The following is a 23,350-nucleotide window of genomic DNA, read 5'->3' as shown; positions in this document are numbered from 1 at the left end:
CCCGCTCACGAACCGCTCGTCGGTGCCCGTGCCTATGTTAGGTTCGCGCCGGCATGGCGACAGTTTCCGAACACTCCGTTCCGCCCTCACCGGCCGGGCACCTGCTGGATCGGCTGAACGAGGCCCAGCGCGAAGCCGTCGAGGCGGTCGACGGACCCGTTCTTGTGCTCGCAGGGGCAGGCACCGGCAAAACGCGTGTCCTGACCGTGCGCCTGGCTCATATTCTGGCAACACGCCGCGCTGCCCCGGGTCAGATCCTTGCCGCCACCTTCACCAACAAGGCCGCCCGCGAGATGTCCGAGCGGGTCGCCGGCCTGATCGGCCGACCGACCGAGGGCATGTGGCTCGGAACCTTCCATGCCATCGGCGCGCGCATCCTGCGCCGCCATGCCGAGATGGTCGGCCTGCGTTCGAACTTCACGATCATCGACACCGACGATCAGCATCGCCTGATGAAGCAGGTGATCGAGGCCAGCCAGATCGACGAGAAACGCTGGCCGGGCCGGGTGCTGGCCGCAATCGTCTCGCGCTGGAAGGACAAGGGCTGGACGCCCGATCAGGTTCCGGCCGGAGACGTCGGGGACTTTGCCCATGGCAAGGGCGTCGAACTCTACCGCGACTACCAGCAGCGCCTGGGTGCGCTGAACGCCGTGGATTTCGGCGATCTCCTGCTACTCTGCCTCGATCTCTTCCTCAGGCACCCGGACGTTCTGGCCGACTATCACCGACGCTTCCGTTACATCCTGGTCGACGAGTACCAGGATACGAACGTGTCGCAGTATCTCTGGCTGCGCCTGCTGGCCCAGGGCTCGAACAACATCTGCTGTGTCGGCGATGACGACCAGTCGATTTACGGCTGGCGCGGCGCCGAGGTCGGCAACATCCTGCGGTTCGAACAGGATTTCCCCGGCGCGACGGTAGTCCGGCTCGAACGCAACTACCGTTCGACGCCTCACATTCTGGGCGCGGCATCAGGCCTGATTGCGAACAACCGGGGCCGGCTTGGCAAGACGCTGTGGACCGAGGCGCCCGACAACGAGATGGGTGAGCCTGTCAAGATCCGGGGCGTGTGGGACGAGGCCGAGGAAGCCCGCACCGTGGGCGAAACGATCGAGGATCTGCAGCGCACCGGTGACAGCCTCGACGAGATGGCGATCCTCGTGCGCGCCGGCTACCAGACACGCGCCTTCGAGGAACGGCTGATCACGATCGGCGTGCCCTACCGCGTGATCGGCGGTTTGCGATTCTACGAACGCCAGGAGATCCGCGACGCAAACGCCTACTTCCGGCTGATCCGCCAGGGTGACGACGATCTCGCCTTCCAGCGCATCGTCAATACGCCCAAGCGCGGCCTGGGCGACAAGTCGATCCAGACGCTCTACGCCATTGCACGGGGTCGGGGGCAATCGCTGCTTTCGGCTTCCGAGGGGGTCGTCACGACCGACGAGCTGCCGCCCCAGCGCCGCACGGCCCTGCGCGAATTCGTCGAGGCGATTGGCCGCTGGCGCGCCGAGGCGAGCCGCCTGCCGCCCTCGGAGCTGGCCAGAATCGTGCTCGACGAATCCGGCTACACGGCGATGTGGATGGCCGACAAGTCGGTCCATGCGCCCGGACGGCTTGAGAATCTCAAGGAGCTCGTGCGCGCCATGGCCGAATTCGAGAACCTCGAGGAGTTTCTCGACCACGTCAGCCTGGTGATGGACACCGACAACACGGCGGCCGATGCGATGGTCAACATCATGACGCTGCACGGCGCCAAGGGGCTGGAGTTCGACACGGTCTTCCTGCCGGGCTGGGAGGAAGGGGTCTTCCCCAACCAGATGGCGATCGACGAGAACGGCTACGCCGGCCTCGAGGAGGAGCGCCGTCTGGCCTATGTCGGCCTTACCCGCGCCAGGAAACGCGCCATCGTGCTCTACGCCGCCAACCGCACCGTGCACGGACAGTGGCAGTCCAACATCCCGTCGCGCTTCGTCGACGAGCTGCCCGAAGATCACACCGAACGAGCCGAGGCTGCGGGATACGGCTTCGTGCAGGATGATGGCACCCTGTGGCAGATCGCCATGAACAGGCCGGCCTACGGCGGACGCCAGAGCAACTATCACCGCGTGATCGCAGCGCGCAGCCAGCGGTTCGACGACGGCGGGGAGATCTTCGTGCCGGTCGGCAAGGGCCAGTCGATTCCGGAGATCGGAAGCCGCGTGTTCCACCAGAAGTTCGGCTACGGCGTGGTCAAGAGGATCGACGGCAGCAAGCTCGACATCGCCTTCGACAAGTCGGGACAAAAGAAGGTCATGGCCGATTTCGTGGAACCGGCGTGACCGGCACCTCCACCTGGCAGGTCTCCGTGACGTTGGCCAAGGAGATGGTCGCCGCGACCGACACGGCGTTCGAGGAGGCCGGTGCGCTGGCCCTGACGACCTTCGAGCTGGCGCCCGACGGCGACTGGACGGTGACCGCGCTGTTCGACAGCGAACCCACAACCGAAGGCTTGCAGGCCCAGATCGCCCAGGCGCTGGGGGCGACGGCGGCAATCATGCCGATTGCCATCGAGGAGGTCGCCGAGCGGGACTGGATTGCCGAGACGGTTGAGGCCTTTCCGCCCATTGCGATCGGTCCCTTCTGGGTCCATGGCAGCCATGCCGAACCGCCCGATCCCGATCGTGTACCGATCATGATGGACGCCGGCATCGCCTTCGGGTCCGGCGAGCACGCCACCACGGAGGGCTGCATGCTGGCGCTCGCCGCCCTGCGGGACCGGGGTTTTCAGCCGTCCAATGCGCTCGACATGGGGTGCGGCTCAGGCATTCTCGCAATCGCCGCGGTGAAGCTCCATGACTGCTTCGTGCTGGCCGTCGATATCGATCCGGCCTCCGCCGATTTCGCGGCCGACGCCGCCCGGGCCAACGGCGCATGGCAGCGCATCACCGCGATGACGGGCGACGGCTACACCATCGCCGAGGTAGGTGCCCGCGCGCCCTATGACCTGGTGCTGGCCAACATTCTCGCCAACCCGTTGATCGCCATGGCACCGGACCTTGCCGCGGTGCTGAAACCCGGCGGGGTCGCGATTCTCTCGGGCATGCTGGCAACCCAGGCCGATGACGTGCAGGCCGCCCATCAGCAGGTCGGCCTGACGCTGCTGGAGCGCATCGATCTGCGCGACTGGGCAACGCTCTCCATGATGAAGCCGTGAAACAGGCGCTGCTCGTGAACGGTATCTCCGGAACCGGCAAGGGCTGAGCATCACGTGTTCGGGCCGATGACATTCAGTAACGCCGTCAGGCCACAAGCGCTTCGGGCACCCAGACGACCTCCGTGTCGATGCTGCCGTCGTCATCGAGCCGCAGGCGGCGACAGGCAGGCGGTTCATCGGTGATCGTGAAGCCCATCTCCGGGCGCGAATCGAACTGCACGCAGGTCGACGGCGAGCCGATCAGGCGGACGCCGTTGCGTTCGCTCTCGTGGATATGGTGGATGTGCCCCCACAGCAGGCCGCGCACGCTGTCGTGGCGGTCAAGGACATCGTAGAGCGCATCGGCGTTGTCGAGCCCCATGCTATCGAGCGGGCTGCCGATGGGCGCGGGCTGGTGGTGCATGACGACCAGCGCATGTTCCTCTTCGGCATCCTGGAGGGCACGGTCCAGAGCATCGAGCCTGTCCTGCCCGAAATGGCCGTGGTGTTCGCCTTCCACCGTGCTGTCGAGCATGTGGATCGACCAGTTGCCGATGGTATGGACCGGGGCAAGCGAGATCGTCTCATCGGCCAGGTGTTCGGTCATCACGCCGATCAGATCGTGGTTGCCCGGGATCGCCGCCACGGGCCGCTCCAGGTCGTGCAGGACAGGCCGGAGGCGCCCATAGGCCACCGGGTTGCCATCGTCGACGAGATCGCCCGTGGCCAGCACCAGGTCCGGCGTCCAGGCACGAACGCGATCAACCACCGTCTTCAGCGTGGCAAGCGTATCCCGGCCCCCGGCACGCTTCTCGGGATCGGTGTAGATGTGGAGATCGGTGATCTGAATCAGCTGGACGGCGGTCATCGGCGTTCCTGTTGGTCTGTTGCCACGGCCCTGCTGCCGTCGCACTCTTGACCGCAAACGATAGGACGACACCATGACAAGCCCAACACCCGCTCCCGACTGTGCCTATCTCGGCGATGCCCGCCTTGCCGAATTGCTGGCCGAGGCGCGGACGGGCAAGTCGGTGGCCGATGTGCGCACCATCGTCGGCGGGGTGCTGGCAGCACCTGAGGGCTACGATCCCGACGCTTGGATGGTCATGGTCGCCGCACGTCCCGACGAGGCGCTGCGCGGCCAGCTCACTGCTCTCAGGCAGGCGATGGCGTCCGAAGCGGCCGACGGCCTCAATGCAGGCCCCCCTGCTCCAGCCTGGCGCCTGAAGGCGCTGCGGCGCGAGCTCAAGGCGCAGGGACTCCATGGCTTCATCGTGCCACGAGCCGACGAGCACCAGGGCGAGGCCGTACCCGCCGGTCGCGACCGGCTGCGCTGGTTGACCGGATTCAACGGCTCGGCGGGCGTCGCCGTCGTGCTGGCGGAGAAAGCCGCCATCTTCGTCGACGGGCGCTACACGCTTCAGGTCGAGGACCAGGTGCGCACCGACGACTGGGAGTGCAGACATCTCATGCAGAATCCGCCGCACGACTGGATCGCGGCCCACCTCGACGGCGGACGGCTGGGCTACGACCCCTGGCTCCATACGGCGAGCGGTCTCGCGACGATCGGGGCGGCCGTCGAGAAGGCCGGTGGCGAACTGGTCGCCTGCGACAACAATCCGCTGGATGCGGTCTGGTCGAACCGACCCGCCCAGCCACTCGCGCCGATGCGGGTTCAGACGCTGGAACATGCCGGTCGGCCCGCCGAGGAGAAGATTGCCGAGATTGTCACTGCCTTGCAGGAGAGTGGCCAGACCGCGGCGGTGCTGAGCGATCCGGCCTCCATCGCATGGCTGCTCAATGTTCGGGGTGGCGATGTGCCGGACACGCCCGTGAGCCTTTGCTTCGTGCTGATTGAGGCGACCGGTGCGGTCACGCTCTTCGTCGACCGGCGCAAGGTCACCGCCGCCGTTCGCGGCTGGCTCCCCGCCAATGTGACGATCAGGGAACCCGGCGCACTCGGAGCGGCAATCGACGCGGTCGCCGGCGAGGGCAACCGAATCCAGGTCGATTCGGAGACCGGATCGTCGTGGTTCCTCAACAGGATCAGCGCGGCCGGCGGCGAGCCGATCGTTGCCGCCGATCCCTGCACCCTGCCCAAGGCCTGCAAGACCGAGGCGGAGATCGCCGGCACCCGCGCCGCCCATATGCGCGACGGTGCTGCGCTTGCCACCTTCCTTGCCTGGCTCGATCACGCCACCCGACCGGGCAACAACATCGAGGTCGATGAACGCTCCGCCAGCGCTAGGCTGCGCGCATGCCGCGAGACAGCCGAGGACTTCCGGGGCGGCAGTTTCGAGACGATCTCCGGCTTCGGGCCCAACGGCGCGGTGGTGCACTACCGCGTCAGCGAACGAACGAACCGGCGGTTCGAGCCGGGCTCGCTCTATCTCGTGGATTCGGGCGGCCAGTACCCCGACGGGACCACGGACGTGACCAGAACCATCGCCATCGGCGAACCCGACGCCGACCAGAAGAAGTACTTCACCGCCGTTCTGAAGGGTCACATCGCGCTTGCGACGGCACGGTTCCCGGAGAATGCCACCGGCGCACAGCTCGACACCCTGGCCCGCGCACCGCTCTGGGCTCTGGGAGCCGACTTCGACCATGGCACAGGCCATGGCGTGGGAAGCCATCTCGGCGTCCACGAGGGCCCGCAACGCATTTCGAAGACAGGCTCACACCCGCTGAAGCCGGGCATGATCGTCTCCAACGAACCGGGCTACTACCGCACCGACGCCTGGGGCATCCGCATCGAGAACCTCGCGGTCGTCGAGGAGGATCGGCGCGACACGGAACGCCCCATGATGCGCCTGTCGACCATCACCAAAGCGCCGATCGACCGGCGCCTGGTCGAGGTCAACGACCTGACCGACGCCGAGGAACGCTGGCTTGATGCCTATCACGCCGACGTCCGGGAGACCCTGACACCCCTGGTCGATGCCGAGACCTCGACATGGCTGGCCAAGGCCACCCGCCCCATCCGCGAAGGAGCGTGACGACCCGACCCACCGTGTCATACCGGCAGACTGGGGCTGGCGGACCAGGGCAGCGGCCGGGGTGACACAAGGGACTGGGTGGCGCGATGAAACACGCCATGCCGGAGGCGCTCGACGCACCGGTCGCAAACCTTGCCGACAATCTCGAACGCCACACCTGACGGAGACCGCCATGCCGATCAATCCGCTCCTCGAAACGCCTTCGGGCAAACCGCGCGCCCGTGCGCTCGGCATCCCCTTCGAGGGCAACCCGGGCAGCTTCAACGCCATCACCGACGTGCCGGGCGTCGAGGTCGGCTATTGCACGCTGATCGAGGGCGAAGGGGGACCGTTGGAGGTCGGCAAGGGCCCGATCCGCACGGGCGTGACGGCCATTCTGCCCTGCGGCAAGGCGCGGCCAGCCGCGCCCGTCTGGGCCGGCCAGCACAGTCTGAACGGCAACGGCGAGCTGACGGGGAGCTGGTGGATCGAGGAAGCAGGCAAGGCCGACGGACCGATCACGATCACCAACACGCACTCCTGCGGCGTGACCCGCGACGCCACGATCGAGTGGCTTTACAAGAACGCCGACAGCTATGGCGACGGACCGAGCTGGGGCCTGCCGGTGGCGGGCGAGACCTATGACGGCTGGCTCAACGACATCAACGGCTTCCACGTGACCCGCGAGCACACCTTCCAGGCAATCGAGGGCGCGACATCCGGGCCGCTCGAGGAGGGCAGCGTCGGTGGCGGCACGGGCATGATGCTCTATGGCCACAAGGGTGGATCGGGCACCGCCTCGCGCCGGGTCGCCTGCAACGGCGCAACCTACACCGTGGGCAGCTTCGTGCAGGCCAACTTCGGTCTCAGGAGCCAGCTTACAATTGCCGGCATTCCCATGGCCGAGCACCTGCCGGGGCCGGAGCCCTATGGCTCGGACACCGGCTCGATCATCGCCGTCATCGGCACCGATGCGCCGCTGGTCGCGCACCAGTGCAAGCGTCTGGCCCGTCGTATTTCGCTTGGGGTCGGCAAGGGCGGCTCAATCTCGGGCCATGGCTCAGGCGACATCTTCATGGCATTCTCGACCGCCGGCTCCGAAGCACTCGACACCGACACGCCCTACACCGCGCTCGAGATCATCCCGGACCACCGGCTCGACCGCTTTTTCGAGGCGGTCATCCAGGCGACCGACGAAGCGATCATGAACGTGCTCGCCGTGAGCGAACGCATGGTCGGGGTCGACGGCAACACCGCCGAACCGCTCGACCGCGAGAAGGTCACCGCGGTCCTGAAACGGTTCGGCCGCTATCGCGAACCGCCGGGTATCTGATCCTCATCAAGTGTGTCGTTCCGGGCTCGGGAGCGAAGCGACACCGATCCCGGATCCCGACAGGCTGGTGCCGGTTGCTCGCGGTCCCGGCACCCCGCCCTTCAGGCTGCGACCAGGATGCAGGCATCAGGACGCCGCAACCCCGATGTGCTCCAGCCATTCCTCCTCGGTCATGGTAGTGACCCCGAGTTCGGTGGCCTTTCTGAGTTTGGAGCCGGCGCCGGGGCCGGCGACGACAATGTCGGTCCTGGCGGAGACGGAACCTGCGACCCTGGCGCCGAGCGCCTCGGCGCGAGCCTTGGCTTCCTGCCGTGTCATGGCTTCGAGCGAGCCTGTGAAGACGACCGTCTTGCCCGAGACCGGGGAGTCGCCGGCAGCCTGCTCGATCGCCGCGATGGTCAGCCGCTCCGCAAGCCCGTCGACGACGTCGCGGTTGTGGGGTTCATCAAAGAACGCGACGATCGCCTCGGCCACGGTTTCACCGATACCGTCAACATTGACCAGGTTCTCCCAGGCTGTCCCCTCACCGACCTCGGCCTCGCCCAGGTCCGTGCGGAACTCCGCGTAGGTCCCGTAGTGACGCGCCAGCGTGCGGGCAGTCGTTTCGCCGACGTGCCGAATGCCGAGCGCGTTGATGAAGCGGTCGAGACCGATCGTACGCCGCTCGTCGATGGCGTCGTAGAGATTGCGGACAGAAGTCTCGCCCCAGCCGTCGAACTCGGCGATCGCGGCGCCGGCCTTCTGTTCGAGATCGAAGATGTCGAGCGGACTGCGAATCAGCTCCCGCTCCCAGAAGAAGGTGATCTGCTTGTCGCCCAGGCCCTCGATGTCGAAAGCCAGCCGGCTGACGAAGTGACGGAGGCGTTCGACCGCCTGGGCCGGGCAGATCAGGCCACCTGTGCAGCGGCGCACCGCATCGGGATTGCCGGTCTTCGGGTTCATCTCGCGCACGGCATGACTGTCGCAGACCGGGCAGACCTCCGGAAAGACGAAGGGTTTGGCATCCTTCGGCCGCTTCGCGGGGATGTGGCCCAGGATCTGCGGGATGACATCGCCTGCACGCTGGACGATCACCGTATCGCCGATGCGCACATCCTTGCGCGCGATCTCTTCCTCGTGGTGGAGCGTGGCGTTCTGCACGACAACACCGCCCACCGTGACCGGTTCCAGCATGGCAACCGGTGTCAGACTGCCCGTGCGACCGACCTGAATGCGGATATCCTTGAGCACGGTCTGGGCCTTCTCGGCCGGGAACTTGTGGGCGATCGCCCAGCGCGGTGCGCGACTGACGAAACCGAGGCGCTCCTGCCAGTCGAGCCGGTCGACCTTGTAGACGACGCCGTCGATGTCATAGGGCAGATCCGCCCGCATGGTGCCAATGGCAGCGTAGCGCTCCAGAAGCCCGCTGAGATCGTCACACAGCCGGATTTCCTTGTTGACCGGGAGACCCCAGCGCTCGAACGCCTCCAGCACACCGTGGTGACTGTCGGACGGCAGGCTTGAGGCTTCGCCCCAGGCATAGAGGAAGATGCGCAGGGGACGTGATGCCGTCACCGTGACGTCGAGTTGACGCAGGGATCCTGCCGCCGCATTGCGCGGATTGGCGAAGCGCGCCTCGCCGGCGGCTTCCCGGGTCTCGTTCAGCGTGAAGAAATCGTCGCGCCGCAAGTAGATCTCACCCCTCACCTCGATCACGTCGGGCACGTTGTCACCGGCGAGCCATTCGGGCACCTCGGCAATGGTCGCGACATTCGCCGTGATATCCTCACCGGTCTGACCGTCGCCGCGAGTCGCAGCCCGGATGAAACGACCGTTCTCGTAACGGATAGAAACCGCAAGCCCGTCGATCTTCGGTTCGGCAACGACCGCAACCTGATGATCCTCGTTCAACCCGAGAAAACGCCTGATGCGTTCGATGAAATCACCGACGTCGTCGTCATCGAACGCGTTGCCGAGCGACAGCATCGGCACGCTGTGGCGTACTTGGGAGAACGCTTGAGCAGGCCGCGCCCCAACCGATCGGCTGGGGCTGTCGGCCCGAACCAGGTCGGGAAACCGGGTCTCGATGGCATCGTTGCGGCGGCGAAGCGCATCATAGTCGGCATCGCTGATCTCGGGCGTGTCCTTGCCGTGGTAGAGCTCATCGTGATGGGCGATATCAGCGGCCAGGGCCTCGAGCTCGGCAGATGCCTCCTCGATCGTCAGCGCGTCGACGTCACGTTCGCGCAGGCGGGCCTCGCTCATCAGCTACCCGTCTTCAGAAGGCTCTCGGCCGCCGCACGGGCGGCCTCCGTGATCTCCGCACCCGCCAGCATGCGCGCAAGCTCCTCGCGTCGCGCGTCGGCGTCGAGCAGCCTGGCGCTCGTCGAGACCGATATGTCGTCGCCCTGCTTGAGGAGGCGGATGTGGCTGTCGGCCCGGGCGGCAACCTGGGGCGCATGCGTGACGACAAGAACCTGACCGTCGGCAGCAAGGCGGTGGAGACGTTCACCCACAGCATCGGAGACCGCCCCGCCGATGCCCGCGTCGATTTCGTCGAAGATCAGCGTCCCGCCGGTCTGGCGCTTCTGTGCGGCCACCTTGAGCGCCAGCATGAATCGTGACAGCTCACCGCCCGAGGCGATCTTGCTGAGCGGACCCGGCGGCGCACCGGGATTGGTCACGACCTGGAACACCACGCGCTCGGCACCCATGGCCGAATGGTCCTCGGAATCAACCGGCTGCAGGCTGGTGGTGAAACGCGCCCGCGCCATGCGCAGCGGTTCCAGCTCGTCCGCGACCGCCCTGTCGAGCTCCTTCGCAGCCCGTGCCCGCCGTTTCGAAAGTCCAACACAGGCCTTGTCGAACGCCGACCGCGCCGCCTGTTCTGCAGCACGCAGGCGCTCCAGCGATCCCTCACCGTCCTGCATGTCCGCCAGTTCGCCAGCGAGCCGCGCCTGGAGATCGGGCAGTTCGTCGACGGTAACCTTGTGACGTCGCGCTGCCGCGCGCAGTGCGAAAAGGCGTTCCTCGATCCGCTCGAGCTCACCCGCATCCGCGTCGAGGTCATGGCCGGCGCGCGTCATGCACTCAAGCGCCTCGTTGGCTTCAAGCAAGGCGCGATCGAGAGCCGCCAGCGGCTCGTCGGCAGCGCCCGCCGCAACATCGCGAACCCGTTCCAGCTCGCCGGCCGCCCGACGCAGGCGTGCATCGACACCGTCGTCGTCGCCCAGTGCGTCCATCGCCGCTGTAAGGGCCTCGGCAATCTTCTGGGCATTGGCAAGTCGCATACGCTGGGCGGCCAGCCCCTCATCTTCCCCCGCGACGGGCACCAGTTCGTTGAGCTCGCCGACTTCACGGGCGAGCATCTCGCGCCGTTCACGGAGTGTCTCCTCGTCGGCGGTCAGACGGTCGAGGGCCGCCGCGGCATCCTGCCAGCCAAGGTAGGTTTGCGCGACAAGATCCAGTTCCGACACATGCCCGCCGAACGCATCCAACATGTTGCGATGAAACTCGGGCCGCAGAAGACCACGCTGGTCATGCTGTCCGTGCACCTCGACGAGCAGTTCGCCCAGGTCGGAGAGCAGGGCGACTCCGACAGGCTCGTCATTGACGAAGGCCTTGCTGCGACCGTCGGCATGAATCTCGCGCCGCACGATGATCTCGTCGGTCACGTCGATGCCTCGGTCGGCAAGAAGGAATTTTGCCTTGCTGTCGGGTGTGACGGAGAAGGTCGCGGCCACGGAGGCGCGATCGCGGCCCGGCCTGACAAGAGAGGCTTCGGCCCGCCTGCCCGTGGCCAGACCGAGCGCATCGAGCAGGATCGATTTACCCGCGCCGGTCTCGCCGGTCAGGACCGTGAGGCCCGCCGAGAGGTCGAGGTCGACCTGCTCGATAACCGCCAGATCGCGAATGCTGAGCGACAGCAGCATCGCGCGGTCTCCCTAGCCCTCCGCCTCTCCGACAATCAGGTCGGTGCCTTCGGAGCGTCGGGGAATCAGATTGTGCTTTCCAAGAAGAGCATAGGCATCCTCGTACCAGTCACTGCCCGGGAAGTTGTAGCCCAGCACAGCCGCGGCATTCTGGGCCTCACCGACGACGCCAAGCGCCAGATAGGACTCGACCAGACGCAGCAGCGCCTCGGGCACGTGAGAGGTGGTCTGGTAGGCGGTCACAACAGAGCGGAACCGATTGATGGCCGCGACATACTCCTCGCGGCTCTGGTACCAGCGGCCAATATCCATCTCCTTGCCCGCCAGATGATCCTCGGTCAGTTCCAGCTTCAGCTGGGCGTCGCGGCCGTACTCTGAATCCGGGAACAGCCGCAGGACCTCGCGAAAGGAAGCCTGGGCCAGTTCGGTCATGCGCTGGTCGCGTTTCACATCCGAGATGCGCTCGTAATAGGACTGACCGATCAGATAGTAGGCATAGACCACATCCTTGTGGCCCGGGTGAAGCTGGATGAAGCGGTCGGCGGCGAAGATCGCCTCGTCGTAGCTGGAGTTCTGGTAGTAGGCATAGGCGGCCATGATCTGGGCACGAGTCGCCCACTGCGAGTAGGGATGCTGGCGCTCGACTTCGTCAAACTCGCGCGCGGCCTCCTCGTAGTTGCCCGTCTGCAGCTGATCGACGGCATTGTTGTAAATGTCCTCGACCGAGCGTTCGACGTAAGGCTCCGGCTCGCTGCTGCAGGCTGCCAGCAGGACCATCGCAGTCACGGCCATCGCTTGCGCGACAGATCGCACCATAGTTTTCGCTCCGCAGGGAGAAACCACTCGAATCAGGCGCAGGATAACACTGCGGTCAGCCGAGTGCACCGACCAGTGAGGGTCGTTCACGCATCGCATCGAAGACGTGATGGGCACCCTGCGCCTTCAGGCGATCACCGTTGTGCACGAGATGATCTCGCTCTCCAGAATGACACCGTCGCAATCGAAAATGATGGGACCGGGCACCCGGGTCGCTCAGGCAATAGCGGCGAGACGCTCGCTCTCGGGCCCAGCCGTTTCCCAACACCAGGCGTCATCGTCTTCGAACAAGGCCTTGAGTAGCCGGTTGTTGAGCGCGTGGCCGGAGCAATAGCCCTCGAAGGCGCCCAGGATGGGCGCATCGGCCAGCGCCAGATCGCCGATGGCGTCGAGAACCTTGTGGCGCGCGAATTCGTTGTCATAGCGCAGGCCGCCCTCGTTGAGCACCTTGTCGCCATCGACGACCACGGCGTTGTCGAGCGATCCGCCCAGCGCCAGACCTTTGGCACGCAGACCTTCGACCTCTTCCATCAGGCCGAAAGTGCGGGCGCGGGCGACACCCGACTTGAAGGTCTCGCGATCAAGGTCGAGCGAGGCGCTCTGACGGTCAATCCGCGGGTTGTCGTAGACGATCTCACAGCGATAACTGCGACTCTCCGACGGGATGAGACGGGCGGTCTTGCCGCCATCGGTCACCGACACCTCGCGCAGCACCCGAACGACGCGGCGCGGCGTCCCGAGCAGCTTAACGCCGGCATACTCAATCAAGAGAACGAATGCTTCCGAGCTGCCGTCCATGATCGGGAGTTCGGGGCCGTTGACCTCGATGAGGGCATTGTCGATGCCACAGCCGGCAAGGGCCGCCATCACATGCTCCACCATCGACAGCGTCGCACCGGACGCGTTGCGAAGGGTCGTGCATAGAAAGGTGTCGGAGACGAAGTCGAAGCGGGCGGGGAAATGCCGCGCACCGTTGCTCAAATCGGTCCGCTCGAACACGATGCCGGTTCCGGCATCAGCCGGCTTCATCGTCATCAAGACCTTCTCACCCGAGTGGAGGCCAATGCCCTTGCAGGGGATCTGCGACTTGAGTGTGGTCTGATACACGTAACCCTCACCTCGTTCTTCTTGCGGGTCGCCCGATCCGGCACCGCATACGCCACTTGGTCGAAACAGGACCTGAAACCACAGCACCCCGTGCGGGCGAGCGTCCCGAGGACGTCTGTCTATGGGCAGCCCTCGGAACGCTCAAGTCACTCTTTGTTGCAGGATGTTTCAGGCCAAAAAACGCAGTAAATCAAAGGCTTGAGACATCCCAACAGAGACCTCCCTCAGTTCTGGCTTCAGTTCTGGCGACGGCGCAGGAAGGACGGAATATCCAACACGTCGTCCTCGACGTTCGAGGCCTCCGTGACGCTGTCCTGCGGCGGTGCCAGGAACGTCGGCTCGGGCCGAACCTCGGCCTTTTCGACGATTGGCGCGGACGCGGGAGCCGGGGCCTGAACCTCGACCGGCCTGGTCTCAACGGGCTCGGGCAAGACGGCCTTGGCTTCGACCGGTTTTGGGATCGTCGATTCGATCGCGGGCTCCTGCCTTGCGGTCTCGCGATGGCCCCTGGCGGCACCGGTTATCCGCTTGAAGAGCGACGGACGACGCTGCTCCTTCGGCGCATTGTTGGCCAGAGCGGCCGAACCGAAGGCGCTGGGCTGGGAGACAGGCTCAGCGGACTTCTTCGACACCTCGACCGGCGCGGGCGCGATGAAGGCATCGTTGCGCCCAGACCCGGCCGGCGGCGGTGTCGCCTCTTCAGCCGCGTCACCACGGCCCGGAAAGGAGAACGCACGGGACGGCTGCGCCTGCGGCGCGGGCTCCTGCTCCACCGTCACGGGCTCGGGCGCGAGGTCCTCGACCGGTTCGGACACAACGGCTCCCTCGGTCTGAGCTTGGGCATGGGTGTCGAGGGCCAGTGCATGCTGACCGGCCGAACGGGCCATCACAGGCGTTCCCGCCGGCACCTGCTGCCGTACGGACTGACCACCTTCGATCGCGGTGAGCGCCGGGCGACCCGACGGATTCGCCGCCGTGCCTTCGGCCTCGATGCCGGTCGCCACCAGCGAAACACGCATGCTGCCGCTCATGCTCTCGTCGAACGCCGCACCGAAGATGATATTGGCATCGGAGTCGACCTCATCGCGGATGCGGTTCGCGGCCTGGTCGACCTCGAACAGCGTCATATCGCTGCCACCGGTGATGTTGATGAGCACGCCGCGGGCACCCTTCATCGAGACCTCGTCGAGCAACGGGTTGGCTATGGCAGCCTCGGCAGATTCCACCGCCCGGCATTCGCCGTCCGCTTCGCCGGTGCCCATCATGGCCTTGCCCATCTCACTCATCACCGTACGGACGTCGGCGAAGTCGAGATTGATCAGGCCGGGCTGAACCATCAGGTCGGTCACGCCACGCACACCGGCATGCAGAACGTCATCGGCCATCTTGAAGGCCTCCGTGAAGGTCGTCTTGTCGTTGGCCACCCGGAACAGATTCTGGTTCGGGATCATGATAAGCGTGTCGACATACTGTTGCAGCTCGGCCATGCCCTCTTCGGCCAGACGCATGCGCTGCTGGCCTTCGAAGTGGAACGGCTTGGTCACGACGCCGACCGTAAGCATGCCCTGCTCACGCGCAGCGCGCGCCACCACGGACGTTGCACCCGTACCGGTGCCGCCGCCCATACCGGCGGTGATGAAGACCATGTGCGAGCCGATCAGCTGCTCCATGATCTGTTCCATGGCCTCTTCGGCCGCGGCCTTGCCGATGTCCGGGCGCGAACCGGCACCAAGACCCTGCGTGATCGAGACACCGAGCTGAATGCGACGCTCGGCCTGGGACTGTTCGAGAGCCTGCGCGTCCGTGTTGGCGACGACGAAGTCAACGCCCTGCAGTCCGCTCAGGATCATGTTGTTAACGGCGTTTCCGCCGGCGCCACCGACACCAATGACGGTGATGCGCGGCTTCAAGCATTGGTTTTCGGGCAACCCGAGTTGAATCGTCATAGAGAAGCCTCCAGAGCTAGAGTGACACCCGTATCCAGCAGCACATCTGCCGCCGGCACCTCAGGTCAGCCCGCCGGGTCGTGCGGGCTCCCATTACAAATTATCCCTCAACCAGTGACCGAGCCTGCCGAAGCGGCCCAGGAGGCCGCCTGACATCTGCCAGCCGCTGAATTCCAGTTCATTGCTGTCGTGGCCGCGCGCGCCGTAGCTCAGCAGGCCGGCACAGGCAGTGAATGCCGGCCCAGCCGTGGCCTGGGCCAGGCCCTTGAGCCAGAGCGGATGCCCCTGGCGAACCTGATTGCCGAGTACGTGACCGGCTATGTCGCGCACGCCGTGAAGCTGCGAGGCGCCGCCGGTGAGCACGAGGCGGCGGCCGCCGAGCTTATCGAGACCGGCCGTGGCGAGCTGGGTGCGAACCATTTCGAGCGTTTCCTCGAGCCGGGCACGTATGATGCTTGTCAGCATCGATCGTGGCACCTGGGTCACGTCGTTTTCGCCCTCACCAATGATCGGCACATTGATCAGTTCGCGGTCGTCGTCGGTGCAGCTGACGGCGCTGCCATAGAGCGTCTTGATGCGCTCGGCCTTCTCGGCCGGCGTAGAGAGCACCCGAGCAATGTCGTTGGTGACGTGCTGGCCGCCGACGGGCACCTGATCGACGTGGATGCAATCACCGTCGAAGAAGACCGCGACACTGGTGGTGCCGCCGCCCATGTCGACGACGGTGACGCCAAGATCCATTTCGTCCTTGACCAGGGCGGCCAACGCCGATGCGTAAGGCGTGCTCGCCCGGCCCGCAATGTCGAGATGACAGCGCGAAATGCATGTTTCCAGGTTCGCAAGCGGTCCGTCGGCGACCGTGACGAAATGGACGTTGACGCCCAGCCGCTCGCCGACCATGCCGCGCGGGTCGCGGATACCGCGGTGGCCGTCAATACTGCAGCCGACGGGCATGGCATGAAGAACCGCGCGATCATCGGTCTCGATCGCTTGGCGACTCTGCTGCATCATCCGGCGCAGGTCGGCATCGCCAACCTCGTGACCCGCGATGGTCACGTCGACGGCAACCTGGCGCGAACGCGGCTGTCCGCCCGAGACGTTGACCCAGGCGTGGCGCAGGATCTCACCCGCCATCTGTTCGGCGCCGTTGACCGCAGCGGCGATCGACTGCTCGGCCGCCTCCATGTTGACGATCGTGCCCGCCTGTACGCCGCGCGACGCCTGGCAACCGATACCGACGACACGAAGACCCCCGCCGTCGTCGCTGCGCGCGACGAAACAGACCGTCTTGGTGCTGCCGACATCGACGGCGGCGATCAGACCTGTACGCGGCGCCGTCATGTGTCTTCACCTTCACTGTCGTCGATATCCATGCGCGACCGGGCATCCGGCGTCAGACGGACGACAAGTCGGTCGGGAAAGCGCAGATCGACGGCCTGAACGTCGCGTGCCAGAAGCTGTTCGGTCCGATCCATGTCGGCCAGTGCGAACCAGGCCTCCTCAAGCCCGTCCTCGGGTAGCTGGACCTCGATGCCGTCGTCCAGCTTCAGGTTCCAGCGGCGCTCGCCGATGCGGACGGCCGCGGCCACCCGTGAACGAAGTCCGGGCTCGCCACCCATAACGTCGAGCAGCGCCGCGGCATGAATGGACGCGTCGGGACCAACGACGAGAAGGAGTTCGGTGAACTCGGCAGGCTTGGCACCGGCGATCTCACGGCCCTCGGCATCGACCACCGAAAGGCGCCCCTCGTTCTGCCACAACGCTAGGGGCCGGCGTTCGACCAGCGTCATGACCAGAGTTTCGGGCAGCATGCGCTTGATCGCGACGTTGCGAACCCAAGGCAGCACCGAAACGCGCTCGCGTGCGACCTCGAGATCAAGCGCCAGCATGGGATCGCCGATCTTGATCCCGAGCGCGTCCATCAGGGTCTGCCAGTCGGTCCGCTCGCGGCCGTCGACCGTGACGGTCTGGACCGAAAGGCCCATGCGTGCGGTGTAGTCGACGAAGTCGCCGCTCGTCTGGTGCCAGTTCTTCTCCGCCACACCGGTCACAACGATGAACACGACCAGCCCGGTGGCCAGCACAAGAGGAATGCCGAGCGGCAGGCAGCGCAGGACGATCTGCTTCCAGACCGGCCGCGGCTGGCGTTCGCGTTTCGTTGCGCACTGGGGAATCAGGCGTCGCACCGCGCCTCCTCCACCATCCAGGCAACCAGATCCCCGAACGAAATGCCGACATGGGCCGCCTGCTCGGGCACCAGCGACAGCGGTGTCATGCCCGGCTGCGTGTTGACCTCAAGCATGAAGAGCGCGCCGGGTTCGCCCCCGGTGTCGTCATAGCGGAAATCCGCACGGGTCACGCCACGGCAACCCAGCGCACGGTGCGCGCGCAGCGCCATGTCCTGGACCCTGGCGTAGGTCTCGTCATGCACCGGTGCCGGCACGATGTGCCGCGAACCGCCCTCGGTGTACTTGTTGTGGTAGTCGTAGAAGCCTTCCGTGATGCGGATCTCCGTCACGCCGAGCGGACGTTCGCCCATCACCGCTACGGTCAGTTCACGGCCGGGAATGAACGTTTCGACCAGAACTTCGTCGCCGTATCGGAAATCGTCCTTGATCAGGCGATCGTCGTTGTCGTTCTCCTCGACAATGCGAACGCCAACACTGGAACCTTCCTGGTTGGGTTTCACGACAAAGGGCCGGTCCATCCGTGCCGGCAGACCGATCTCGTCGCGTGTGGCGATACGGCCCTCGGGACAGCGAATACCGGCACCGGCGTAAAGGAGCTTCGCCGCATCCTTGTTCATGGCGAGCGCAGAGGCGAGCGGACCGGAGTGCGTGTAGGGCAGGCCGAGGATCTCGAGCAGGCCCTGGATGCAGCCATCCTCGCCGAAGCGGCCATGAAGCGCGTTGAACACAACATTCGGGCGCTCAGGCATCTCCGCCAGAACCTGGGCGATGTCGCGACCCGCATCGATACGGCTGACGCGATATCCCTTCTCCTCCAGCGCATCAGCGCAGTCGCGGCCAGAGACCAGCGAAACCTCACGCTCGGAGTTCCAGCCACCCATGAGAACAGCGACGTGCTTCGTCATGCCGTCCTCCCCGGTCGCCGGCCGATGCGGCGGATTTCCCATTCAAGCCGAACGCCCTGGCTTTCGAACACGCGCCGACGGACGTCTTCGCCGAGCTCCTCCAGTTCGGTCGCCGAGGCGTTGCCGGTGTTGATCAGGAAGTTGCAGTGCTGCTCGGACACCATGGCGGCACCGCGGCGCAGGCCACGGCAACCCGCGGCGTCGATCAGCTCCCAAGCCTTGCGGCCCATGGGGTTCCTAAACGTGCTGCCGCCCGTGCGCTCACGGATCGGCTGGCTTGCGGCCCGACTGCGCTGGATTGCCTCCATGCGCGCCGTGATCTCACCTGGCGCTCCGTCCGTGCCGCGTATCGAGCAGGCCGTGAAGACCCAGCCTTCCGGCACGCTGCTGTGACGATAGTTGTGCCCCAGATGATCGGGCCCCAGTTCGTGCACGACACCGCGAGGATCGACGGCACGCGCGCCGACAAGCACATCCTTCAGCTCGTGTTCGTAGGCACCGGCGTTCATGCGGACCGCACCGCCGATCGTGCCGGGAACACCGACGAGGAACTCAAGCCCGGCGACACCGGCCTGCGCGGCAACCTTGGCAACATTGAGGTCGAGCGCACCGGTACCTGCCGTGACGTCGCAGGCTTTCACGGCGATGTCGGTGAAGCCGCGCCCCAGACGGATCGTGACACCGGGAATTCCCCCGTCGCGGACCAGAAGGTTGGATCCGACGCCCAGCACCGTGACAGGCATATCGAGCGGCCGGTTCGTCATGAAGAACGCGAGATCGTCCTCGTCGGCGGGACGAAACAGGACGTCGGCGCGGCCGCCGGCGCGGAACCACGTGGTCTTCGCCAGGTCCGCTTCGAACCTGTAGCTGCCCCTGATCCTGGGCAGTCCGATCATCGGATCGGTCGCCACTACCGCCATCAGCCGACCTCCGGCATGTCGGCCTCGGCCAAAACGGCGCGGAGCTCTTCGGGCAGTGCGTTGGCCCAACGGGTGATCGTCCCGGCACCGAGACAGATCACGCCATCGCCAGGCTGCGTGACGCGGGCGACAAGAGCAGCAAGATCGGACGGGTCGTCGAGCGCCTCGACGTGCCGATGACCGCACTTGCGCAGGCCTTCGACCAGGTGGTCGCGATCCGCACCCTCGATCGGGTTCTCACCGGCAGGATAGACGTCTGAGACGACGACCACGTCAGCGTCGATAAAGCAGGAGCAGAAGTCCTCGAACAGGCCCGCCAGACGCGAGTAACGATGTGGCTGAATGACGGCGACGATCCGGCCCTGGAAGGCCTCGCGCGAGGCCTTCAGCACCGCCGCAATCTCGACCGGGTGGTGGCCGTAGTCGTCGATCACCGTGATGCCGCCTGCCTCGCCCGTGCGGGTGAAGCGGCGCTTGACGCCGGCGAAGCTGCCGAGCGCCTCGATCAGAGCATGATCGGGGATGCCGAGCTCCTGGGCGACAACCACACATGACAGCGCGTTGGTGACGTTGTGTTCGCCCCACATCGGCAGATACACGCCGCGAATGGTGCGCGCGGCGCGTGTCACGCGATCGGTCAGGACAACATCGAACCGATAGCCGCCGTTGCAGAGGCGCAAGTTCGTGCCGCGCACATCGGCTTGGGCACCGAGGCCATAGGTCACGATGCGGCGGTCGGTGACCCGGCCCACGAGCGCCTGCACCTCCGGATGGTCAATGCAGAGCGCCGCGAAACCGTAAAACGGGATGTTGCTGACGAAGGTTTCGTAGGCGTCGCGGACCTCGTCGAAGGACTCGTAGTTCTCCAAGTGCTCGGGATCGATGTTGGTAACGATCACCGATGTCGCCGGCAGGCGCAGGAAGCTTCCGTCAGACTCGTCGGCCTCCACGACCATCCAGTCGCCGTCACCGAGGCGCGTGTTCGTGCCGTAGGCATTGACGATACCGCCGTTGATCACGGTCGGATTCAGCTCGGCACATTCCAGAAGCCAGCCGATCATCGACGTCGTCGTGGTCTTGCCGTGCGTTCCACCGGCGGCGATCGCCTTTTTCAGGCGCATCAGTTCACCCAGCATCTCGGCGCGCCGCACAACGGGAATCCAGCGCCGGCGGGCTTCCTCGACCTCGGGGTTGTCGGCCTTGACCGCAGACGAGGTCACGACAACCGCAACGTCACCGACATGCCTTGCGTCATGGCCGATCTCGACGGCGATACCGAGTTCGCGAAGACGCAGCACGTTTGGGCTTTCGGCGATGTCACTGCCCTGCACGCGGTAGCCCTGGCTGTGCAGGATTTCGGCGATGCCGCTCATCCCGATGCCGCCGATGCCGACAAAGTGGATGGGTCCGAGGCTTGTAGGGGACTGTTTCATGCCGCCTGCTCCCTGATGACGGGACCATGGCCATTGCTGCCGCCGAGACGGTCGATGGCGTCGGCCAGTCGCATCGCCGCGTCCGCGCGTACCGATGCACGGGCCGCGGCTGCGCAATCGATCAGCGCCGACGGACAGGTCAGGAATGCCTCGAGGCGCGCCGCGACGGACTCGGGCGTGAAGGCCTCTTCTTGAATGAGCCATCCCGCCCCGGCCGCTTCAACGGCACGGGCGTTGGCGGTCTGATGATCATCAGTGGCATGGGTATAGGGGACCAGGATCGACGGGCGACCCGCGGCGGCAAGCTCCGCCACGGTCGATGCGCCTGCGCGACAGACCACGAGGTGGGCGTCACCGAACCGGCGATCCATGTCGTCAAAGAATGTTGCGACATCGGCCTCGATGCCGATGTCCCGATAGACCGCTCGGACACGGTCGAGGTCCTCACCGCGGCACTGCTGAGCAATGCGAAGACGCGACCGCACGCCTGCCGCCAAGGCGTGGATGGCTGCAGGCAGGACATCACTCATGACACGAGCGCCCTGGCTGCCGCCGAAGACCAGAAGTCGAAACGCGCCGTCCCGCCCCGGTGCGTCATAGTCCGCATCCGACAGCGCCGCGATCGCCGACCGCACGGGATTGCCCGTCACAAGGGCGTCAGCGGCGGCAAGCCCCTCGGTCTGCGCGAAGGAGGTCGCGACAGCGCTGACCCGCGGTGCCAAGAGCCGATTGGCTCGTCCGAGGATCGCATTCTGCTCATGGATCAGGGCGGGAAGCCCAAGCTGATAGGCAGCAAACAACGGCGGCACTGTGGGATAGCCGCCAAAGCCGACGACCGCTGACGGCGCGAGGCGACGCAGCAGACGACGGGCCTCAAATGTACCGCGCAACAGGTCAACCGCGCCACCGATCTTGCCTGCAAGCCCACGCCCACTGATCGCAGACGCGCGAAGACGATGAACCGGAACACCCTCCATCCGCTGCGCCAGATCACCGCCACGCCGATCGGTCACGGCGACAACGTCGCGGCCACGGCAGAGCAGTTCCTCGGCAACGGCAAGTGCGGGGAAGAGATGCCCGCCCGTGCCACCGGCAGCGATGACGACGGGGCCGGTCATGCCGACCTCCCGTGTTCGGGCCTTCGCCGGGTCAACGCCAGCATCATGCCCATGCCGATCGCCATGCCGAGAAGGGACGAACCGCCGTAGGAAACAAACGGCAGTGTCATGCCGGTGGACGGCAGCAGATGGAGCGACACGCCCATGTTGACGATCGCCTGCATCGTGAACTGGATGAGCAGGCCGGCCACCGCGAGCATGACAAAGAGGTCACGTTCGTTGGCCATGCGATAGAAACCGCGCAGCGCAACAAACGCGAAAAACGCGAGAAGCAGCAAACAGGCAAGCAAACCGAATTCCTCGCCCGCCACGGCAAAGATGAAATCGGAATGGGCGTCGGGCAGGACGTCCTTGACGACGCCCTCACCGGGACCACGCCCCAGGACACCACCAGACTCGAAGGCCCGCATGGCGGTATCGATCTGGTAACTGTCACCCGATGCCGGATCGAGGAAGCGATCAATCCGGTCGCGGACATGGGGCATGAAGCTGTAGCCGGCGACAAAACCCGCCACGACCATGGCAATAATGGCAAAGACAAAGATCCAGGGCAGGCCGGCCAGAAAGAGTTGGCCGCTCCAGATGGTCACCACTGTCGCGGCCATGCCGAAGTCGGGCTGCCAGACCAGCACTCCGACAACCAGGGCGGCGAGACCGGCCGAGACCCAATAACCGGGAAACCCGGGATTGCTCTTGGCTTCAGCAAAAAGCCAGGCCACCACGACGGCCAGCGCAGGCTTCACGAACTCGGAGGCCTGCAGCGAGAACATTCCCAGGGAAATCCACCGGCGCGCACCCTTGATCTCCGCGCCCACGAGCGGGGTGATCATGAGAAGGCCGATGGAAACAGCAAGCATGAGAACAGCAACACGGCGCACGCCCCTTGGCCCCAACAGCGACATCGCGAACATCGCAATGACCGCAAGCGCCAGGAACAAGAAGTGGCGACGGACGAAGTGGAACGCATCGGCTCCGATGCGGTCCGCAACCGGCGGGCTGGCGGCCATGATCAACATCACTCCGGAAAGGAGCAATGCGATCAGGACTGCCAAGGTCCATCGGTCGATGGTCCACCACCACCGCCCCAGAACACTTCGGTCTGTTCGGGCAAAGGACGTCATGCGTTACCGTCTCTCCCGCCTCAGCGCTTCTTGGCCGATGCCTTCTTCGGCGCGGCCTTCTTCTTGGCTGGTGCCTTCTTCACGGCAACCTTCTTCGGCACGGCCTTCTTCCTGGCTGGTGCCTTCTTCGCGGCAACCTTCTTCGGCGCGGCCTTCTTCTTGGCTGGTGCCTTCTTCGCGACAGCCTTCTTCGGCACGGCCTTCTTCTTGGCTGGTGCCTTCTTCGCGACAGCCTTCTTCGGCACGGCCTTCTTCTTGGCTGGTGTCTTCTTCACGGCAGCCTTCTTCGGCGCGGCCTTCTTCTTGGCTGGTGCCTTCTTCACGGCAGCCTTCTTCGGCGCGGCCTTCTTCTTGGCTGGTGTCTTCTTCACGGCAGCCTTCTTCGGCACGGCCTTCTT

General features: G+C 65.5%; 17 protein-coding genes. 4 read left to right on the top strand and 13 right to left on the bottom strand.

The features are described from left to right. Positions 1-53: 53 nt before the first annotated feature. Together GDA49_13330 and GDA49_13325 are read left to right on the top strand one after the other, a co-directional pair. Positions 54-2,321: a UvrD-helicase domain-containing protein gene (locus tag GDA49_13330; GenBank protein MBC6441357.1), complete on the top strand. Its 2,268-nt coding sequence runs from the start codon at positions 54-56 to the stop codon at positions 2,319-2,321. Then, positions 2,318-3,196, top strand: coding sequence for a 50S ribosomal protein L11 methyltransferase (locus tag GDA49_13325; protein ID MBC6441356.1), 879 nt, complete (start codon positions 2,318-2,320; stop codon positions 3,194-3,196). Before GDA49_13330 ends, GDA49_13325 begins: the two co-directional genes overlap by 4 nt. 85 nt (positions 3,197-3,281) lie before the next feature. On the opposite strand, the gene GDA49_13320 is transcribed toward GDA49_13325, so the two are convergent. Further along, complete coding sequence (locus tag GDA49_13320; protein MBC6441355.1) at positions 3,282-4,043, bottom strand: phosphodiesterase; 762 nt, start codon at positions 4,041-4,043, stop codon at positions 3,282-3,284. Positions 4,044-4,116: 73 nt separating this feature from the next. On the opposite strand from GDA49_13320, the gene GDA49_13315 reads away from it, so the two are divergent. Together GDA49_13315 and GDA49_13310 are read left to right on the top strand one after the other, a co-directional pair. Beyond that, on the top strand, positions 4,117-6,174 hold the full coding sequence (locus tag GDA49_13315) for an aminopeptidase P family protein (protein MBC6441354.1): 2,058 nt from the start codon (positions 4,117-4,119) through the stop codon (positions 6,172-6,174). 172 nt (positions 6,175-6,346) lie between these two features. Continuing rightward, positions 6,347-7,486 (top strand): P1 family peptidase, encoded by a 1,140-nt coding sequence (locus GDA49_13310; GenBank protein MBC6441353.1) that lies wholly within the window; start codon positions 6,347-6,349, stop codon positions 7,484-7,486. Between the two features lie 126 nt (positions 7,487-7,612). Here the strand turns inward: GDA49_13310 and ligA are convergent, their stop codons facing one another. From ligA to GDA49_13250, 12 genes are all read right to left on the bottom strand, one after another. Continuing rightward, positions 7,613-9,730 (bottom strand): NAD-dependent DNA ligase LigA, encoded by a 2,118-nt coding sequence (gene ligA / locus GDA49_13305; protein ID MBC6441352.1) that lies wholly within the window; start codon positions 9,728-9,730, stop codon positions 7,613-7,615. Then, a complete protein-coding gene (recN, locus tag GDA49_13300) occupies positions 9,730-11,397 on the bottom strand; it encodes a DNA repair protein RecN (protein MBC6441351.1) in 1,668 nt (555 codons plus the stop codon). Before recN ends, ligA begins: the two co-directional genes overlap by 1 nt. A gap of 12 nt (positions 11,398-11,409) precedes the next feature. Continuing rightward, positions 11,410-12,213 carry an outer membrane protein assembly factor BamD gene (locus tag GDA49_13295; GenBank protein ID MBC6441350.1) on the bottom strand — a complete coding sequence of 268 codons (804 nt, stop codon included), beginning with the start codon at positions 12,211-12,213 and terminating at the stop codon, positions 11,410-11,412. Positions 12,214-12,429: 216 nt separating this feature from the next. Continuing rightward, positions 12,430-13,320, bottom strand: a complete 891-nt coding sequence (locus tag GDA49_13290; GenBank protein ID MBC6441349.1) for a UDP-3-O-acyl-N-acetylglucosamine deacetylase — start codon at positions 13,318-13,320, stop codon at positions 12,430-12,432. Positions 13,321-13,556: 236 nt separating this feature from the next. After that, positions 13,557-15,266, bottom strand: coding sequence for a cell division protein FtsZ (ftsZ, locus tag GDA49_13285; GenBank protein ID MBC6441348.1), 1,710 nt, complete (start codon positions 15,264-15,266; stop codon positions 13,557-13,559). Between the two features lie 93 nt (positions 15,267-15,359). Continuing rightward, on the bottom strand, positions 15,360-16,607 hold the full coding sequence (gene ftsA, locus GDA49_13280; protein MBC6441347.1) for a cell division protein FtsA: 1,248 nt from the start codon (positions 16,605-16,607) through the stop codon (positions 15,360-15,362). Then, a complete protein-coding gene (locus GDA49_13275) occupies positions 16,604-17,452 on the bottom strand; it encodes an FtsQ-type POTRA domain-containing protein (protein MBC6441346.1) in 849 nt (282 codons plus the stop codon). Before GDA49_13275 ends, ftsA begins: the two co-directional genes overlap by 4 nt. After that, positions 17,440-18,360 carry a D-alanine--D-alanine ligase gene (locus tag GDA49_13270; protein MBC6441345.1) on the bottom strand — a complete coding sequence of 307 codons (921 nt, stop codon included), beginning with the start codon at positions 18,358-18,360 and terminating at the stop codon, positions 17,440-17,442. Before GDA49_13270 ends, GDA49_13275 begins: the two co-directional genes overlap by 13 nt. Next, a complete protein-coding gene (gene murB / locus GDA49_13265) occupies positions 18,357-19,280 on the bottom strand; it encodes a UDP-N-acetylmuramate dehydrogenase (protein MBC6441344.1) in 924 nt (307 codons plus the stop codon). The genes GDA49_13270 and murB overlap by 4 nt, the downstream gene beginning before the upstream one ends. Next, positions 19,280-20,713 (bottom strand): UDP-N-acetylmuramate--L-alanine ligase, encoded by a 1,434-nt coding sequence (locus GDA49_13260; protein ID MBC6441343.1) that lies wholly within the window; start codon positions 20,711-20,713, stop codon positions 19,280-19,282. The genes murB and GDA49_13260 overlap by 1 nt, the downstream gene beginning before the upstream one ends. After that, positions 20,710-21,831 carry an undecaprenyldiphospho-muramoylpentapeptide beta-N-acetylglucosaminyltransferase gene (murG, locus tag GDA49_13255; GenBank protein ID MBC6441342.1) on the bottom strand — a complete coding sequence of 374 codons (1,122 nt, stop codon included), beginning with the start codon at positions 21,829-21,831 and terminating at the stop codon, positions 20,710-20,712. The genes GDA49_13260 and murG overlap by 4 nt, the downstream gene beginning before the upstream one ends. Then, positions 21,828-22,952 carry a cell division protein FtsW gene (locus tag GDA49_13250; protein ID MBC6441341.1) on the bottom strand — a complete coding sequence of 375 codons (1,125 nt, stop codon included), beginning with the start codon at positions 22,950-22,952 and terminating at the stop codon, positions 21,828-21,830. Before GDA49_13250 ends, murG begins: the two co-directional genes overlap by 4 nt. Positions 22,953-23,350: the final 398 nt, after the last annotated feature.

The sequence above is a fragment of the Rhodospirillales bacterium genome, assembly GCA_014323865.1.
In the GTDB taxonomy this organism is placed as follows: Bacteria; Pseudomonadota; Alphaproteobacteria; order SP197; family SP197; genus SP197.
The sequence above is the reverse complement of the archived record's forward strand: the minus strand, read 5'-3'. Positions and strand labels throughout refer to the sequence as shown.

What these genes read in the sequence shown, in the direction of transcription:
- ftsA (MBC6441347.1), bottom strand. Translation starts at nt 16,607, where the DNA reads ATGACGGCGCCGCGTACAGGTCTGATCGCCGCCGTCGATGTCGGCAGC.
- GDA49_13330 (MBC6441357.1), top strand. Translation starts at nt 54, where the DNA reads ATGGCGACAGTTTCCGAACACTCCGTTCCGCCCTCACCGGCCGGGCAC.
- GDA49_13310 (MBC6441353.1), top strand. Translation starts at nt 6,347, where the DNA reads ATGCCGATCAATCCGCTCCTCGAAACGCCTTCGGGCAAACCGCGCGCC.
- murB (MBC6441344.1), bottom strand. Translation starts at nt 19,280, where the DNA reads ATGGCGGTAGTGGCGACCGATCCGATGATCGGACTGCCCAGGATCAGG.
- GDA49_13295 (MBC6441350.1), bottom strand. Translation starts at nt 12,213, where the DNA reads ATGGTGCGATCTGTCGCGCAAGCGATGGCCGTGACTGCGATGGTCCTG.
- GDA49_13260 (MBC6441343.1), bottom strand. Translation starts at nt 20,713, where the DNA reads ATGAAACAGTCCCCTACAAGCCTCGGACCCATCCACTTTGTCGGCATC.
- GDA49_13250 (MBC6441341.1), bottom strand. Translation starts at nt 22,952, where the DNA reads ATGACGTCCTTTGCCCGAACAGACCGAAGTGTTCTGGGGCGGTGGTGG.
- ligA (MBC6441352.1), bottom strand. Translation starts at nt 9,730, where the DNA reads ATGAGCGAGGCCCGCCTGCGCGAACGTGACGTCGACGCGCTGACGATC.
- GDA49_13270 (MBC6441345.1), bottom strand. Translation starts at nt 18,360, where the DNA reads ATGACGAAGCACGTCGCTGTTCTCATGGGTGGCTGGAACTCCGAGCGT.
- recN (MBC6441351.1), bottom strand. Translation starts at nt 11,397, where the DNA reads ATGCTGCTGTCGCTCAGCATTCGCGATCTGGCGGTTATCGAGCAGGTC.
- murG (MBC6441342.1), bottom strand. Translation starts at nt 21,831, where the DNA reads ATGACCGGCCCCGTCGTCATCGCTGCCGGTGGCACGGGCGGGCATCTC.
- GDA49_13315 (MBC6441354.1), top strand. Translation starts at nt 4,117, where the DNA reads ATGACAAGCCCAACACCCGCTCCCGACTGTGCCTATCTCGGCGATGCC.
- ftsZ (MBC6441348.1), bottom strand. Translation starts at nt 15,266, where the DNA reads ATGACGATTCAACTCGGGTTGCCCGAAAACCAATGCTTGAAGCCGCGC.
- GDA49_13320 (MBC6441355.1), bottom strand. Translation starts at nt 4,043, where the DNA reads ATGACCGCCGTCCAGCTGATTCAGATCACCGATCTCCACATCTACACC.